The 16,547-nt window shown below is 43.2% G+C and carries 14 protein-coding genes and 1 tRNA gene; 7 read left to right on the plus strand and 8 right to left on the minus strand.

The genetic code is table 11. The annotated features are described in order from the left end of the window. Positions 1 to 66: 66 nt before the first annotated feature. Both R7P67_RS12030 and R7P67_RS12035 read left to right on the plus strand, forming a co-directional pair. Positions 67 to 615, plus strand: coding sequence for an NAD(P)H nitroreductase (locus tag R7P67_RS12030; protein WP_005380711.1), 549 nt, complete (start codon positions 67 to 69; stop codon positions 613 to 615). Positions 616 to 718: 103 nt separating this feature from the next. Beyond that, the gene (locus tag R7P67_RS12035) at positions 719 to 2,686 is read left to right on the plus strand and encodes a DNA topoisomerase III (RefSeq protein ID WP_262653346.1); all 1,968 of its coding nucleotides are present in this window, start codon (positions 719 to 721) and stop codon (positions 2,684 to 2,686) included. 44 nt (positions 2,687 to 2,730) lie between these two features. Here the strand turns inward: R7P67_RS12035 and R7P67_RS12040 are convergent, their stop codons facing one another. Both R7P67_RS12040 and R7P67_RS12045 read right to left on the minus strand, forming a co-directional pair. Continuing rightward, positions 2,731 to 2,937 (minus strand): hypothetical protein, encoded by a 207-nt coding sequence (locus tag R7P67_RS12040; RefSeq protein ID WP_005380717.1) that lies wholly within the window; start codon positions 2,935 to 2,937, stop codon positions 2,731 to 2,733. A 183-nt stretch (positions 2,938 to 3,120) separates the two neighbouring features. Next, positions 3,121 to 3,810, minus strand: coding sequence for an SDR family oxidoreductase (locus tag R7P67_RS12045; protein ID WP_017635826.1), 690 nt, complete (start codon positions 3,808 to 3,810; stop codon positions 3,121 to 3,123). 271 nt (positions 3,811 to 4,081) lie between these two features. Between R7P67_RS12045 and R7P67_RS12050 the strand changes: the two genes are divergently transcribed. Continuing rightward, positions 4,082 to 5,005 (plus strand): histone deacetylase, encoded by a 924-nt coding sequence (locus R7P67_RS12050; protein WP_262653349.1) that lies wholly within the window; start codon positions 4,082 to 4,084, stop codon positions 5,003 to 5,005. 201 nt (positions 5,006 to 5,206) lie between these two features. Here R7P67_RS12050 and R7P67_RS12055 read toward each other — a convergent pair. The 3 genes from R7P67_RS12055 to R7P67_RS12065 form a co-directional block, all read right to left on the minus strand. Then, positions 5,207 to 5,297 (minus strand) — tRNA-Ser (locus R7P67_RS12055). A 154-nt stretch (positions 5,298 to 5,451) separates the two neighbouring features. Continuing rightward, positions 5,452 to 7,260, minus strand: a complete 1,809-nt coding sequence (locus R7P67_RS12060; RefSeq protein WP_005380721.1) for a DUF3413 domain-containing protein — start codon at positions 7,258 to 7,260, stop codon at positions 5,452 to 5,454. A 22-nt stretch (positions 7,261 to 7,282) separates the two neighbouring features. Further along, positions 7,283 to 7,510 carry a YejL family protein gene (locus R7P67_RS12065; RefSeq protein ID WP_005380722.1) on the minus strand — a complete coding sequence of 76 codons (228 nt, stop codon included), beginning with the start codon at positions 7,508 to 7,510 and terminating at the stop codon, positions 7,283 to 7,285. An 85-nt stretch (positions 7,511 to 7,595) separates the two neighbouring features. Here R7P67_RS12065 and yejK point away from each other — a divergent pair, with 85 nt between their 5' ends. The 3 genes from yejK (at position 7,596) to R7P67_RS12080 (ending at position 11,273) form a co-directional block, all read left to right on the plus strand. Continuing rightward, complete coding sequence (gene yejK / locus R7P67_RS12070; protein ID WP_151515024.1) at positions 7,596 to 8,594, plus strand: nucleoid-associated protein YejK; 999 nt, start codon at positions 7,596 to 7,598, stop codon at positions 8,592 to 8,594. Positions 8,595 to 8,676: 82 nt separating this feature from the next. Then, on the plus strand, positions 8,677 to 10,005 hold the full coding sequence (locus R7P67_RS12075) for an Hpt domain-containing protein (RefSeq protein ID WP_081007968.1): 1,329 nt from the start codon (positions 8,677 to 8,679) through the stop codon (positions 10,003 to 10,005). Positions 10,006 to 10,109: 104 nt separating this feature from the next. Continuing rightward, positions 10,110 to 11,273, plus strand: a complete 1,164-nt coding sequence (locus R7P67_RS12080; RefSeq protein WP_182039060.1) for a chemotaxis protein — start codon at positions 10,110 to 10,112, stop codon at positions 11,271 to 11,273. 90 nt (positions 11,274 to 11,363) lie between these two features. Here the strand turns inward: R7P67_RS12080 and nhaC are convergent, their stop codons facing one another. Next, the gene (nhaC, locus tag R7P67_RS12085) at positions 11,364 to 12,797 is read right to left on the minus strand and encodes a Na+/H+ antiporter NhaC (RefSeq protein ID WP_005380726.1); all 1,434 of its coding nucleotides are present in this window, start codon (positions 12,795 to 12,797) and stop codon (positions 11,364 to 11,366) included. 431 nt (positions 12,798 to 13,228) lie between these two features. On the opposite strand from nhaC, the gene asd reads away from it, so the two are divergent. Then, positions 13,229 to 14,344 carry an aspartate-semialdehyde dehydrogenase gene (gene asd, locus R7P67_RS12090; protein WP_005380727.1) on the plus strand — a complete coding sequence of 372 codons (1,116 nt, stop codon included), beginning with the start codon at positions 13,229 to 13,231 and terminating at the stop codon, positions 14,342 to 14,344. A 57-nt stretch (positions 14,345 to 14,401) separates the two neighbouring features. Here asd and R7P67_RS12095 read toward each other — a convergent pair whose 3' ends face one another. Both R7P67_RS12095 and R7P67_RS12100 read right to left on the minus strand, forming a co-directional pair. After that, a complete protein-coding gene (locus R7P67_RS12095; protein WP_005380728.1) occupies positions 14,402 to 15,265 on the minus strand; it encodes an ion transporter in 864 nt (287 codons plus the stop codon). A 35-nt stretch (positions 15,266 to 15,300) separates the two neighbouring features. Further along, positions 15,301 to 15,939 (minus strand): YchE family NAAT transporter, encoded by a 639-nt coding sequence (locus R7P67_RS12100; RefSeq protein WP_005380729.1) that lies wholly within the window; start codon positions 15,937 to 15,939, stop codon positions 15,301 to 15,303. Between the last annotated feature and the right edge of the window lie 608 nt (positions 15,940 to 16,547).

A 16,547-nucleotide genomic window follows, 5' to 3' on the forward strand; every position in this document is an offset into this window, starting at 1 on the left:
CGCAGGAGCAGATTGTGCTAAAGTGGCGTAAACAAAATAACAACGATATTCAATAAGGATTCTTTCATGGACGCTCTCGATCTTTTGCTCAATCGCCGATCTATCGCGAAGTTATCCGCGCCTGCTCCAGAAGGTAAAGCACTTGAGAACATCATTCGTGCTGGCCTTCGTGCGCCTGACCATGCGGGATTAACCCCTTGGCGTTTCGTTATCGCACAGGGCGATGGTTTGAAAAAACTGTCAGATATATTGGTAAAAGCGGCAGAAGCTGAAAATAGTGATGAAGCGGTGGTCGAAAAGGTAAAGAATGCCCCATTTCGCGCACCAATGGTGATCACGGTGATTGCTAAAGTAACAGAACATGAGAAAGTACCAGCACTAGAGCAACACTTATCTGCGGGATGCGCTGTACAAGCGATGCAAATGGCAGCCGTAGCGCAAGGCTTTCAAGGGTTTTGGCGCTCAGGTAAGTGGATGTTCCATCCAGAAGTTCATCAAGCATTTGGTTTAGAGGGTGACGATGAGATTGTTGGTTTCTTGTACTTAGGCACGCCTGGTTGTACACCGATGAAAGTTCCTGAGCGTGACCTTTCTCAGTTTGTTGAATTCCTATAACTAAAAACTTAAATAAACTGACTGTTTATTTATACAGTTTTTCTTGATTTATTAGGGCTACATTCGATAATGTGGCCCTAATTATATTTATTTCCAAAACGTTATGTCTCGTCTGTTTATTGCTGAAAAACCAAGTTTAGGCCGTGCGATTGCCGCTGCACTGCCAAACCCTCAAAAGAAAGATCAAGGATTCATCCGCTGTGGGAACGGGGATATCGTTACTTGGTGTATCGGCCACTTACTCGAACAAGTCGAACCCGACGCTTACGATGAGCGTTATAAAAAGTGGAATATGGCAGATTTACCAATTGTTCCGCAGCAATGGCAGCTCAGACCGAGGAAAAGTGCAAGTAAGCAATTAACAGTGATTCGTAAATTGCTCAAAGAAGCTAACGAAGTCATTCATGCAGGAGACCCAGATCGAGAGGGTCAGCTGTTAGTTGATGAAGTTCTGGACTATTGCAAGTTATCTAAAACCAAGAAGGAATCTACACAGCGTTTGTTGATTTCCGACTTGAACTTACCTGCGGTTAAACGTGCTCTCAGTTCTATGCGCAGTAATCGCGAGTTTATCCCACTTTCAGTTTCAGCATTGGCCCGCTCTCGGGCTGATTGGCTGTATGGTATGAACATGTCTCGTGCTTATACCTTGCTTGGTCAAAAAGCAGGGTATCAAGGTGTTCTCTCGGTAGGGCGAGTGCAAACGCCAGTTCTTGGCTTAGTGGTGCGTCGTGATGAAGAAATCGAAAACTTTGTCCCGAAGGACTATTTTACCCTACATGCTCTGATCCCATATCAAGATGCCAATGGTACTTTTGATATTCGTGCTCGTTGGAAGCCAAGTGAGGCATGTAAGCCTTGGCAGGACGAAGAAGGTCGAGTATTAAACCGTAAGTTGGTAGAAAATGTTGCAAACCGTATTGCAAATCAACCCGCAAAAGTGACAGAGTCGGAACAAAAGCAAACCAAGCAATCAGCACCATTACCTTATTCGTTATCTGCTTTACAGATCGATGCCGCGAAGCGCTATGGTATGAGTGCGCAACAAGTACTAGATACTTGTCAGGCATTGTATGAAAAGCACAAGCTGATCACTTACCCGCGTTCAGATTGTCGCTATTTACCGATGGAACACTACTCACAAGCAGGGACGGTGACAACTGCTATTGCGAATAACGCAAAAGAGTTGCAAGTTGCCGTTCAGGGAGCAGACTTAACATTAAAGTCCAAAGCCTGGAACTATAAAAAAGTGGATGCGCACCATGCGATTATCCCTACACCGAAGCAAGCTAATGTGAATGCGCTTTCCGGCAATGAGATGAAAGTGTATCAATTGATTGCGCGCCAGTACCTCATGCAGTTCTATCCGGCGGCGGTTTACGCAGAAGCGAAATTGGTTTTCGATATCGCTGGTGGTACGTTTGTCGCGAAAGGTCGTCAGTTAGTTTCGCCGGGTTGGAAAGCGCTAATGGGCAAAACTGACAAGGAAGATGAAGGTATTGATGCCGTGCCACCGCTACCCGAAGGCACCGTGTTAACTTGTCGTGAAGGGGAAATAAAAGACCGAAAAACCGAGCCACCAAAGCATTTTACCGAAGCATCGCTGTTGCAAGCGATGACCGGGATCGCCCGTTACGTTGCGGATAAAGAACTGAAAAAAATCCTTCGTGACACTGATGGGCTAGGCACGGAAGCGACTCGCGCTGGTATTTTGGACACGCTGTTCAAACGCCAACTGCTTACGCGTCAAGGTAAGTCAATTCTCAGTTCTCCTGCGGGAAGAGGTCTCATTCATGCCTTGCCAGAAGATTCAACATACCCTGATATGACGGCTCATTGGGAGCACCAGTTACAAGGTATGGCAGAGAGAAATCAAGCATATCAGCCGTTCATGCAAGCACTGGAACAACGCATTGATAGCTTGATGGCACAAGTAAAAGCAGGCCCTATCCCTGATTCATTACGTCATTTACCCAAGGTGGAACGTCCTGCGTTTAAACGTAAAAAGCGCAGTTATTCAAAGAATGGTGGCGCGACTAAATCTCGTGCAACCAAAGGTAAGCAGGCATAGGACAAGCGCGGTGTAATTAAACACCGCGCATGCTTGAAAATAGATTACTCGAACAGGTCACCGTGGTTTTGGATCGCGCCTCTTACTTCACCTTGAGTTAACACGCGTTTGTCCAGTACCTCTTTCACCTGGTTGCCCAAGTCAACTAATGTATCTCGATTCGCTTGAGTTTGGCGTTTACCAGCACTTCTCAAGCAGTAATTTAGTTCGTGCTCTTCGCTAAAATTAACCAAATCCCTATCTGCTGCCATCGTGCTTTCTCCTTATTTGTTCTACTTTTTCCTAAGTCTGGATTGGATGTAGATAAATTCAAGTTAGATTGCGTGAATTATGCTGGTGGATCACTGATGAACATTATGTTTGCCAACCAAGTCACGATTATGAAGCCTGGCTTTGATGGTATTTGGTTTAGTGATGGTTGTGTCTTAATGCTGCTACCAAGGTAACTCAGTACCATCGTAGTTAATAAATCGACCTGAAAGCTGCGGTGTGCTCAGCTCTATCACGTTCGCTAGGCCTTGCGCGGAGGTTTGCGTATCTATCAAAGCATTTGGCCCGCCCATCGCCGTTTTTACCCAACCAGGGTGAAGCGCTAAAACGGTAAATCCTTCAGGTGTTAAATCATTACTTAAGCTTTTCACAACCGAGTTAAGCGCCGCTTTCGATGAGCGATAAATATAACCGCCACCGGACGTATTTTCGGTCATGCTCCCCACTTTTGATGAGATACAAGCAATCTTTTTTATCTTGCCTTGTTGTAAGCGAGGGTAACAGTGCTCAACCAGTTTTAACGGTGCAATGGTGTTTACTTCGAAGGCTTTACGCCATTCTTCTACGTCAGTGTTTCCAAAGCCATATCCCTTGGGGCCGTAATATCCTGCATTATTGATGAGTAAGTCGATGGCAGGGAGTTTATCGGCAAGCTTAGCGACTTGTTCGTAGTGAGTGACATCCAGTTCGTGCAAAACCAAATTACTGAATTGTGAGGCTAGAGTTTGTAGTTCTGAACTGTTCTCTAAGGAACGGCTAGTAGCATGTACTTGGTGGCCTTGCTTCAGGTACAGCTCAGTTAAGCTAAGGCCAATGCCGCGATTTGCTCCGGTAATAAAGACGGTTTGACTCATACAAACACCTATGTTTTTTTGATTTCAGTTGAAAGTCATTGTGTTAGTTAAGCACAATAAAATCAACCAACCACCACGCACCAACAACAAGAGATGAAAATAGGGACAGGGCACAAAGAGAGCCAAACAGTGCGCCGAGAATAGCAAAGAAAGTAGAATTCATATGTATATTAAATTTAATTGATATTGAAAATCATTATCAATTAAATTGCGTTTTATTCAACCCTTTAAGTTGATACTATTTCGTTACCATTGTTATTAAGAATTTCTCATGCTGCCATTTATCTACCACCCGATTTATTCTCAACTTGAGTTGCCAGAGGGGCATCGTTACCCAATTATGAAATACCAGTACCTCTATGAATCGGTATTGGTGCATATGGAGAAAGATAACTGGAAAGAGCACACGCAGTTTTTCCAGCCCGAAGCATTAACTGTTGGGGAAGTAAAACGTGTTCATGACGAGGAATACGTCGAGTTGCTTGTTAGTGGAAACATGCCAGCTGCGAAGATGCGCCGAATAGGTTTTCCTTGGAGTGAGTCTCTCATTACCAGAACGCTAACTTCAGCAGCGGGCACGGCTCTGACCGCAAAAAAGGCACTTGAGTACGGAGTGGCCATTCATTTGAGTGGTGGGTATCATCACGCACACAAAGAGTTTGGTAGTGGTTTTTGTTTATTTAATGACTTAGTGATCGCGGCTAGGCAAGCACTCGAAGTTGAGCATGTCGATAAAGTATTGATCATTGACAGTGATGTTCATCATGGGGATGGAACAGCAACTTTATGTGACGATGAGCCAGATATCATCACGCTTTCTTTCCACTGTGATAAAAACTTTCCAGCGAGGAAGCCTCAGTCTGACCTAGATGTGCCTTTGGTGCGAGGAACAGGTGATGAGGATTTTTTAATGGCGTTTAAAGAAGTGGTCGATATGGCACTTAATCTTCATCGCCCTGATTTAGTTATCTACGATGCTGGTGTCGATATACATCAAGACGATGAGTTGGGATATTTTGATGTGTCGACGCAAGGGATTTTAGAACGTGATAGATTTTTAATGCAAACAATGAAATCTCGAGGTATCCCTGTCGCAGCTGTCGTTGGAGGTGGATATCGAACGAATCATGCTGACCTCGTCCCAATCCATTTGCAGCTTATCAATGCCGCTAAAGAAGTCTTTATTGATGAGTAGATACAACTAGATGTAAATATCAAATTGATTCAACACGGGACACTGGAACGAACGAAAAGGGCATTAATTTTTTGTGGGTTCTTTCTGAGTGTGGCGGAGTGCTTAGTTGCGTTCAAGAAGTGATAAGTGATTTGTACAAATCTTTTTAAGTCTGGAGATGCGAAAAAGCCCGCTAATTTCTTAGCGGGCTTTTTCTAAAAGTGGCGGAGAGATAGGGATTTGAACCCTAGATACGCTATTAACGTATGCCGGTTTTCAAGACCGGTGCTTTCAACCACTCAGCCATCTCTCCGTTGTTGAGGCGCATAATATAAGGCTTTGAAAATGTTGTAAACCCCTAGTTGAACTGATTGGATGTTTACTGCGCAAATTTGTGGTTTGTGTTGTTTAAATAAACAAAAACTCCCCAAAAAGGGGAGTTTGAATAGTATATGGATTGCTAGGTATTAATCGTTTTTAGAATAAAAACGCTGTAACTCAGTTAAACCTTGCATCAAAACTGGCAACTTCGGTGCATCATCTCTAAGTCGTTTGTAGTTTTTGTCATACAGCTTGTAGTTGCCAAACTTATCGATCACTGTGGTTTGCGAGCTAGTAATTAAGGCAAGCTCGCGAGTATCGCCCGCCAAGATCCAGCGACGACGACTTTCATCGAATAGGTTGCGACCACTACTGTAATCATATGGGTTGGAAGATACGCCGAGCATATCTTGCAACAGTGTAACTGAGAGGTCCAAGTGACTTGTGCTGTGATTAAATTCGCCAGCTAGCATTCCAGGCCAATGGATCACCATCGGAACTTGTAATTGATAACGGCTGTAGTTGCTGTTTGCTCCCCAGCTGTTCGTGTTGGTTTCGTTAAATTCACTACCGTGATTAGAAGTGATGATTACGATGGTGTTTGTCAGTTGTCCCGTCGTTTCTAGTTCATCAATAATACCTGCGATAGTTCTATCCGCCGACTTCACTGCATATTCATAAGCTTTTTTGAATCGCTCACTTGCGGGCATTTCTTCGTCATTATTTGAAGGAATCGATTCAAAATTATCAACGGTGGTGACTTCGATGTAACTAAACCATGGCTGACTTGCTTTCTCTGCTAACCATGTATTCCAGTTTGCGATAGATTGTTTATCGGTATGAGCTTGCGTGCCATCTAGGTCTTCCGCTAAGTTCAAGTCGCGGAAAATAATTTCTGAGTAGAGATCATCTTCAAACCCACTGCCACTGAATAAACCAAAGTTGTAGCCCTGATCTTTCAGTACATCGAGCAATACTGGGGAAGCACCTTGCGCCTTGATGCTTGATGCATAACTGGTCGGTAAGCCATAGAACAAACCAAAGGCCCCGTATGTATCATTACTTGAGCTGTAATGATTACGGAAGTTCTGATTGTTTTCAGCAAACTCATAGAGGTTAGGCATCTCTTCTTGGTTCAGCGCATCCGCTCGTAAATTGTTTATGCTGATCATCAACACATTGAGCTTATTAACTCGGCGGTTAAACTCAAGCTTTTCAAGAGGGTAGTTGACTAACTCTACGTTGCCTTCGTTTTCTGCTAAACGTTTTAGGTATTCCTCACGGTCAAGTAGACCATGTTTTTCCATAAAACTCTTCGCTGTCATCGGGTAAGACAACGGGAAGTTTGAACGCTGGCTAGTAATTGGGTTGTAAAAATACGCATCTGCCCAAATGTAAACCAAATGGCTGGTCATAAAGCTGAGGAAAAAGACGGCCGCGAGAGGGCGTCCTACGTGCTTATGAGATAGTTTGCGCTGTTTTCGCCATACCCATTCGGATAGTGCGAGTTGAATAAGGAAGATCAGCGGCATCACAACAAATAAATGTTGTAGGTCAGTGCTGAGTGCACTTTTGTCTTCGCTGAATAGTAACTCCCAGACAACGGGAGTTAAGTGCAAATTGATCGACTGATACGCTTGGGTATCAATTAATAATATGGTTTGCCCAACGGTTGCGAAAATCACTGCCACCAAACGGAACAACTTCCGCGATGGCAGGATAAACGTCAACGGGAATAGAACAAGCAAGTAAAGTGCGAAAACTAGAAAGCCAAAGTGACCAACCCAAGAAACCGCCAGATAAAACTGACCAAGTAACGTCTCGGGCCAAGGAGACTGAACAATGTAGCGTGTGCCTATCAACATCGATGCAACGATATTGAAGAATGCAAACCAGTGACCCCAACCAACTAGTCGAGATACACGTTCGCCGTATGAGTTTCCGCTGTCTACCATGTATGTGTTCTATTGTCCGTGATTAGTGTGTTTTTGGTGTTTCTAAAGAAGACATTAGCGCCTGAGCAAATTTTTCAGCAATCGCTTTGCGTTGTGAAGCAGCAACACGTTGATTTAAGACATTGGTTGCGATATTTCCGGCAATCATTAGCGTCAACTCAGGAGAAGCAGCATGTTTTTCAAGAACTGTTGCTACTTCAGCAAGAATTTTTTCTACTTGCTCGTCAGTATATTTAGATGTAATCGGCATAAAGACTCTAATAATGATAGTAAAAGCGGCTTATGATAACCTACAATGCCCATCAACTAAAACCTTGTAGCAAGATAAAATCACTATGAGTCTTCATCTTTCAAACGTTATTCTGCATCAACTGTGCAAAAACGATCAGGACGAGCTGGTTGTAAACTTTCGTCCAGCATCATTAGAGAACGATGCATCTACAGAAAACTTAGTCGCTGAGCTTCACCGAGTATTCCATTCTAAAGCTGGTAAAGGTTTTGGCGCTTTCCAGTCAGACAGCGAATTTCAATTTTGGCTTCAAGAAATGCGCAAAGGAGAGCGAGATTTTTACGACTTCTCACAAATTAGTGCAAATCGCTTGAAAGAAGAGTTGATTAAGTACCCATTTGCGGATGAAGGTATCTTGGTTTTCGCTGAGTATCAGAGTTTAGCAACGGACTACTTGTTCATCGGTATCTTACCAATGAATCAGAGTTTAAAAGTGACCGAAGGTTTGGACATCAGTGCGACAGATTACTTAGATATCACCAAAATGGATATTGCCGCACGCATCGACCTGTCGAGCTACGAGACCGACAAGGAATCCAATCGTTATCTGCAATACATTAAAGGACGCGTTGGCCGTAAAGTGGCGGACTTCTTCCTAGATTTTCTGCAAGCGGATATTGGCTTAGATACTAAACAACAAAACTTAGTGTTGATGCAGGCGGTGGATGATTTTTGTGCTGACTCGAAGCTAGAAAAGCAAGAAGTGAACGAGTACAAGAAACAAGTTTACGACTACTGCAATGAGCAAATTAAATCCGGTGATGAAGTTCAAATCTCAGAGCTTTCTGGAGAACTTCCTCCAAGCCAAGATGGCACAAGCTTTATGGATTTTACCAAAGAGCAAGGGTACGAACTTGAAGAGTCTTTCCCAGGTGATCGTGCGACGGTTCGCAAACTGACTAAATTTGTTGGAGCTGGTGGTGGTTTGAATATTAGCTTCGATAGTCTCTTACTTGGCGAGCGTATTTTTTATGATCCAGAGACGGATACCTTAACGATTAAAGGGACGCCTCCAAATCTAAAAGATCAGTTAAGTCGCAATTAAAATCATATCGTTAAATAAAGAGAGCAAACGGCTCTCTTTTTTTATGTGAATAAGAAACATCCATAGTATATGCTTGTAATTAATGGAGATATGCGAGGGGCAAGTGTTGCTGAAGCTAAAAGAAGGAATACGGCGGTTTGTTTGGTTCTGGTTCGTTTTGTGGTGTGTTTTAGCACTTGGCATTTGGCTGCAAGCCAAACAAACGATTCAAACGATTTCGACTGTAAATGAGTTAGGAAGTAAAGTTGAAGAAGTCAGGCACTTTTTTAACTTCGATCTGCCTTACCGTGTTAAACACGTCGACCAAATTTCACTGAAACTTCAGTTAGCTTATGCAGTTCGCTTACAGCTTGAAAGTGAGTTTTCTGAAGGGAAAATCACACCAGACATCACTCAATTACTTTATACGACCGACCGATTTTTAGAAAGTGCTCGAGCTTTTGTAAGAAGTGACAGTGAATTGGTTTCGTTAGCAGAACAGTTACGAAGCAGCCGTGCTCGAACAGAAAACTCTGAGCAAATTCAGGCAATGTACTATCGCTTAGGTGCGCTTGTTTTTGAGTCTGTCTTTAGTGACTCTGCAACGAATAGCGATACTTACCGTGACTTAGACCGACTTTTTATTGAATCAGAGACGCTCTCTCCCGAAGAGCGAAGCGCTCTTCAGCGCCAGCTTGCTCAAACCTCAAGCGCACTATCTGCTCAGGCACAGGGCAGTTATTTATCTAATCAACTGCTTAATCCAGATTTCCCGAACCAGTTAACTTCGATAAATGATCAGTTGGAACAGAAGCTAATGACTTTTATTGTTTGGTTGTCTGTAATCAGTGGTTTGCTCCTTTTCCTCATTTCATGGGGAGCCTTCTCCCCAAAAACGATTCAACCGATACCACTACCCAGAACCGATGATAAAAAGTCAGAGCAAGTTGGCGATGATGAAAATGGAGCTAACGCTGTTCCCTCAGCTCAGTCTGAAAATTTTCAAAACGTCCAAATGAACGAAGAAAGTTGTAATGAGGTGAATTCATCACAAGTGGAAGTAGTGGAACGTGAGCCGTACATAGATATCAATAAAATGTTAGATTCTCTGTCTGGTGACGAGGGCGCTGTGCGGATGTTACTGGAGGTCTTTATTCAGGATCACTCTGGCGATGGCACTAAAATGTATCAGCTGTTAGAAGAGGATAAAGAGCAAGCGCAAAGAGCCGCACACAGTCTTAAAGGGGTCTCAGGGAGTTTAGGTGCAATGCCATTGCACTGTATTTCGGGTGATATTGAACTGTTGATTAAACAAGGGCAAAAAGTGCCGGAAGAGAAGTTGGCATGTTTAGATGATGTCCTAAAACAAACCATACTTTTTGCTAATAATGTTCTCAATAGTGAAAAGATAACAGAAGCGCTAACAGATTGATATTGCTCTGACTTAATGTCATAAGAGTTGAGGTAATAAAGGCTCGAACTATATGACTTAGTTCGCTTTATTCCCGTTCTATACAATTTGTTAAAGGTGTTTTCATGTCCGTTCGCCGAATGTCTTCAATGATGTTGATAGGGCTGGTTATGATGCTTTCAGGGTGCTCCCTGCTCGAAGTCAAGATCGAGAGTCAAACCGTCCCTCTTACCAAACAAGAGCTCAATATGCGTCTTTTGACTCGTGAGTATGCGCAGCAGTTTTTTGCTCAGGTTGAGCAAGCAGCAGATGCACTACACGAACAATATGAGCCTCATGATAAAGTTCATCAATCTTATATTTTACTTTGGAAGATAAATGCTGAAGAAGGCATCCAAGCTTCTGCGTATCAAGTGTCCCCAATGGCTGCACTGATTGATACATGGACTTTCACGCTACAAATGGAACAGTTCTTTACTACCGCTTCTGGTAATGAGCTCTTTGCGTCTGATGAGGCCAAGTTAGTTTCCGTTTATTTAGCGAAAGAGGTAGATAAACTGGCTCAATCTTTATTGAAGAAAGAAGCATACATCAAGACACAAACGTTTGTTGCAGAGTTCGCCAAGCAGCATCCATTCGCTGATTTAAGCATGATTAGGACTCCGGCTTACCGTAAGTGGTTAGATGCAAACCAAATTAGCGAAGAGGAAGCCGTTACAACGTTAGGCACGATGCCAGAAGCACTTGGGGATGTCTCTGATCGTCTAAGTCTGGTATCAGAACAGACACCAAAAATAATGACGTGGAAAGCGCAGTTGTTGGCCTTGAATAGCTCTGCCAGCATCGAAAAAGTCAATGCGGCGCTCAATAGTTTGCAAGTTACCGCTGATTCGATGAGGGATTTTATCGATAACAACCCAGAGTACATGCGTTATTTGGCAGAACAAATGGCGCTGGAGTTACAACCTTTGGTTGACGATATCGATCAAAGGACGGAGGCGCGTTTATCTCAGTTGGGTGAAGAACGCCAAGCTATAGAGCTGATGGTTGCCAGAGAGCGCCAAGAAATCGCACAGATCATTACCCATGAGCGCGAGAAGTTTGCTCAAGATATGGATCGAGTGTCGCAAGAGGTTGTGAATCTCGCAATGACTAAGCTGATTGAACTTGTCAAAAGTACCATCATCTACTTTATTCTGTTCATTGCCGTTATATTCTTTGCACCGCTTGGCTTGGGCTATTGGTTTGGGAAGCGTGCAGCCGTGAAAACGCCAGTCAAACAAAGCTAACGATTTGTTTTGGAAATAAAAAAAGAGCGCTTTAAAGCGCTCTTTTTTAGTATTGAATTCGAAAGGGAGGTTCTTCCTATCTCTGCGAAGTTAAGCGGTTTGCTGCTTTAATTCGCCTTCAGCTTCTTCAACTGCTTCTGCTGTTGGTTCGCACTTATCAACAAACCAACCCATGTAAGAAGTGAAGATCGTTACGATGATACATACAAAACTCAGCCACATGAACGGGGCATAAGACAGTGTAGCAACACCCAAAATACTGGCCATGTAGATACCGTTGTCACTCCAAGGGACCATACCTGAGGTTAGCGTGCCGCCAAATTCTGCGTTACGAGACAAATTCTTACGTTTGTAGCCTAGACGGTCATAGTTCTTCGCACAGATTTTTGGGGTCAGGATAAGTGAAACGTACATCGCTGAACCAAATACGTTGCCCATAAAGGCCGTACCAATTGTGCTTGTTGCCAATGAACCTGCACTTTGAACGCGTTTTTCAAACAGCTTCGCGATAGTCTCTAGCACGCCTACTTTATCTAGTAGACCACCAAAACCAAGGCCGAATACGATAACCGCTACCGACCCAAGCATTGAAGACATGCCGCCACGGTTAAGGATTGAGTCAATGAAATCTACGCCAGATGAGATTGCAAACGGAGCCCAAGCCGTGTTAAACGCGGTTAGGAAATCGACATCTTGGATCATCACTGCCCAAATAATACCTAGCAGAGAACCAAAACTGATCACTGGGAATGAAGGCATACGCATCGCTAGAAGTGACAATACGATGATCACAGGAACAAATGAGTAAGGGGTGATGTAGAACTGCTGTTCCATCGCTTTAATGACAGAGTCTACCTGGCTCATGTCAACTTGACCTGCGTAGTGGAAGCCAAATGCAGTAAACATAATGCCTGTAATAATGTAGCTAATGAGTGCTATCGGCAACATGCCTTTAATATGTTCCATCACTTCAACGTTAGACATAGATGAAGCAAGGATTACTGAATCCGATAGAGGCGACATTTTGTCACCAAAGTAACAGCCTGAAAGTACGGCACCTGCAGTGATTGGCGCAGGAACACCAAGACCTTGACCGATACCCATCATTGCAATACCTGCCGTGCCAGCCGCACCCCAAGATGTGCCAGTCGCTAGCGCAGTCAATGAACAGATGATCATGGTCGCGAGCAAAAAGATGGAAGGGTGGATTGCTTTAAGGCCGTAGTAAATAATGGTTGGAACAATACCACCAGAGATCCAAGTACCTACAAGCGCGCCAACGGCCAAAAGGATTAAAACGGCTCCAAGTCCATTGGAAATGCCATTTAGTGCTGCTTTTTCCAGATCTTTATACTGATGGCCAAGCTTTATGCCCAATATCATGACAATGAACCAACCGATGTATAGCGCTAGCTGAATCGGTAGGTCTAGCTTGGCTGTGAACGAAAATGCCAGCAGGAGAAATAAACCGAGCGAGATAAATACCTGTATCAAGCTTGGTAGGCGTGGTGTAACTTGCTTCATATGTGCCTCTGTCAATCTTGGAGCAATAGAGGAAGGCGCTCCTTGTTGTAATCGCGCATAACATACATTAACAAAAATTATATTTCGAACATTTGGTGTTTTATCTTGATGTTCGTCGGTAAAAACGTTTGCTTGTGAAATTAACTGTTGGTTTGTTTTAACTTTTTTGGTTTTAAATGTTGTGTAATGTGAAATTATTGTGCTTCATGTGTTATTTTCTCATTGAGTGGTAAGACCAATTAGGGGACTAAAGTGCTTTCCCTACTTGAAAAATGGTTAAAACCGCAAACCAAACACTAAAAAATCTCGTGTAACCCGGTTTTTCAGAGGAAAAGGTTAAAAAACGCGCTTATTTACAAAATAGGGGTTGAGATTTTGCTGTGAAAAATTAACTATGGGGTAGGTTTTTTAATACATGGAGAGTTAATACGATGAGAGTTGGTTTAGTTGGTTGGCGCGGTATGGTTGGTTCAGTCCTTATGCAGCGTATGGTTGAAGAGAAAGACTTCGACCTAATCGAACCAGTATTCTACAGTACTTCTCAAGTTGGTATTCCTGCTCCTAACTTAGGAAAAGACGCAGGCTTACTGCAAGACGCGTATGATATTGAAAGCTTAAAACAGCTTGATGCGGTAATCACCTGTCAAGGTGGTAGCTACACAGAAAAAGTTTTCCCTGCACTTCGTCAGGCTGGTTGGAAAGGCTACTGGATTGACGCGGCCTCTACGCTACGTATGGCTGAAGATTCGATCATCACACTTGATCCAGTGAACTTAAAGCAAATCCAACAAGGCATCCACGGTGGCACGAACACATTTGTCGGTGGTAACTGTACGGTTAGTTTAATGCTAATGGGGCTAGGTGGTCTATTTGAGAAAGGTCTTGTTGAGTGGACAAGCGCAATGACTTACCAAGCCGCATCTGGTGCTGGTGCGCAAAATATGCGTGAATTGATCTCGCAAATGGGCGTTATCAATGACTCTGTTAGCTCTGAACTTGCAAACCCATCAAGCTCTATCCTAGATATCGATAAGAAAGTCGCGGATACAATGCGCAGCGGCTCTTTCCCTACCGATAAATTCGGTGTGCCACTAGCTGGTTCGTTGATCCCATGGATCGATGTGAAGCGCGATAATGGTCAGAGTAAAGAAGAGTGGAAAGCGGGCGCCGAGGCGAATAAAATTTTGGGTTCTCAAAGTTCACCTGTCCCAATTGACGGTACTTGTGTGCGTATTGGCGCGATGCGTTGTCACTCTCAAGCACTTACTATCAAGCTTAAACAAAATGTACCAATGGACGAAATCGAAGAAATCATCGCCACTCATAACGATTGGGTGAAAGTGATTCCTAACGACCGTGACATCACTGCTCAAGAGCTAACGCCGGCAAAAGTTACGGGCACAATGTCTGTACCAGTGGGTCGTCTACGTAAGATGGCAATGGGTGATGATTTCCTAAATGCTTTCACTGTTGGTGACCAACTGCTTTGGGGTGCTGCGGAGCCATTGCGTCGTACTCTGCGAATTATTCTGTCTGAGAAAGCATAATCACATCAATCCTTTATTTGATGACAAAATAAAAGAGCTCCTTAGGGAGCTCTTTTTTCATGCGTCGTCTTCCGTTCGAACGACTCTTTTGTCTGGATCGGCCAGTTCACTACCACAATGTTTACAGTAAATTGCGTCAGAGTCGTGCCCTGCGTGGGAGCAGTTTGGGCATTTCACCAATACTTTGTGCGATTGCATCTCTTGGTGCAGTTCGGCAGTGAAAATACCTGTAGGTACCGCCAAAATGGAATAACCCAGTAACATGGTGAGTGATGCAAGCCCTTTACCTAGGTCTGTTTGAGGGACCAAGTCACCATACCCAACCGTTGTGATGGTCACGATCGCCCAATAAATACTCTTAGGAATGCTAGTAAATCCGTTTTCAGGTCCTTCAATGATAAAAATCAACGAGCCGAAAATCGTTACCATAATGGCGACGGAACTAAAGAAGATAAAAATCTTTCTGCGCGCCATAAGCAGTGAACGTAAGAGGATATTGGACTCTTGGAGGTATCGGACTAACTTGAGTATGCGGAATATTCGCATCACTCGCAGCGCCCTGATCACACCCATAAACGAAGCGGATGGGAAGAAGAGTGCTAAATAGGTGGGCAAAATCGCAAGTAAATCGACGACACCATAAAAACTCTTTGCGTAGGCGGCAGGTTTAGGAGAGCAATAAAGCCTTAGAAGGTATTCAATCGTGAATAGGCCAGTAAATGTGTATTCAATAAACTTCAGCTCTTTTTCCCACTCGGCCCGAACGGAGGGTATCGAATCTAACACCAGTACGATTAACGAACTGATGATCGCGATAATGAGAGCAATATCGAACGTTTTACCAGCTTTGGTATGAGTACCAAAAATGGTGACATATAGAGTATGTTTAAGAGAGTCAGTCGTCATGACAAAGCGATCCATTGTTGAATCGCTCTATCATACAATTTTATAGAAACTCAGGCTAATCCTGGAAATAAGTTGCGTAAGCCATTCGCAATGAACTCTATGCCAAGCGCGCCCAATATCAAACCCATGATACGAGTAATGACGTTGATTCCAGTTTGACCTAAAAATCGTACGATCAATGGGGCAGAGCGGAACAATAGCCATGAACAAAGGCAGAACAAACCAATCGTAATACTAATGCCCACGGTATCGAACATGCTTGGGTAGCGTGCACCATAAACAATAGTCGAACTGATTGCACCAGGACCTGCCATTAAAGGCATTGCAAGAGGGACCACACCAATCTGTTCACGACTGACGTATTCCGTTTTCTCTTGTTTGTTCTGCTTATCTTCCCCCAGTTTACCGCTCATCATCGAGAATGCGATGCTAAGTAATAGCAACCCGCCAGCCACACGAAACGAATCCAGAGAAATACTGAACATGTCTAACAGTAACTGACCAGCAAAAAGCGAAATGATCAGGATGATCGCAACAGCCACATTTGCTGTTGTTGCCGTATTGCGCTTTTCGTCTGGAGTCATATGCCCGGTTAGTGACACAAACACAGGCATGATACCAACAGGGTTTACTGCGGCGACCAAACCGAGAAAAAACTGCAAGAAGATAGCAAGTTCAAAAGTTTGCATGTTGCGTACTCATCAAAGTTCACATTAGTGAAAAGGAGAAGGGGTAATTTGGGCGTAATGTAAGGCAAAAGTTAGGTTGTAAGAAATGAAAAAAACTAACGCATTCCCTGCCATTTAAGTGAGAAAAACTAATTCTTTAATAAACTGTATCTAATCTGGAAAGGAAATGTTACGTATAAAGTTGCTGATAAATTGCGCTGTTTTACATAAACGTTAACATTCGCACATTTTTGATAAAAACCAAGGTGGTTTGTAGAGAGATGTATTCGGTTCGATATACTCTCAGTAGCACAAAGAATTGGGCCTACATGTAATTTTGTTGGTTAAAAATGAAACTTTTTTACAGGTTGTTGTAGTTTCTTTTATTTATTTGTCCATTTGCTTCTTTTTTACTCAATAAAAAATGAAAGTTAATTTATTTGTTTATCAGTGATTTATGTCATTTTGGTGTGATGAGGCACCACTTTGGTAGTATTTAGGTGGTGAGAACTGATCCAAGTCAATTTTTTTCACACTCTGAAATATTATACTCAGTCCTGAAAGCAATTTACTAAGACGTTTGTTTTCTAAGTGACTGATAAACAGTAAAAACGATAAGTAATAGCCTT

The organism is Vibrio sp. Vb0937 (assembly GCF_033338855.1).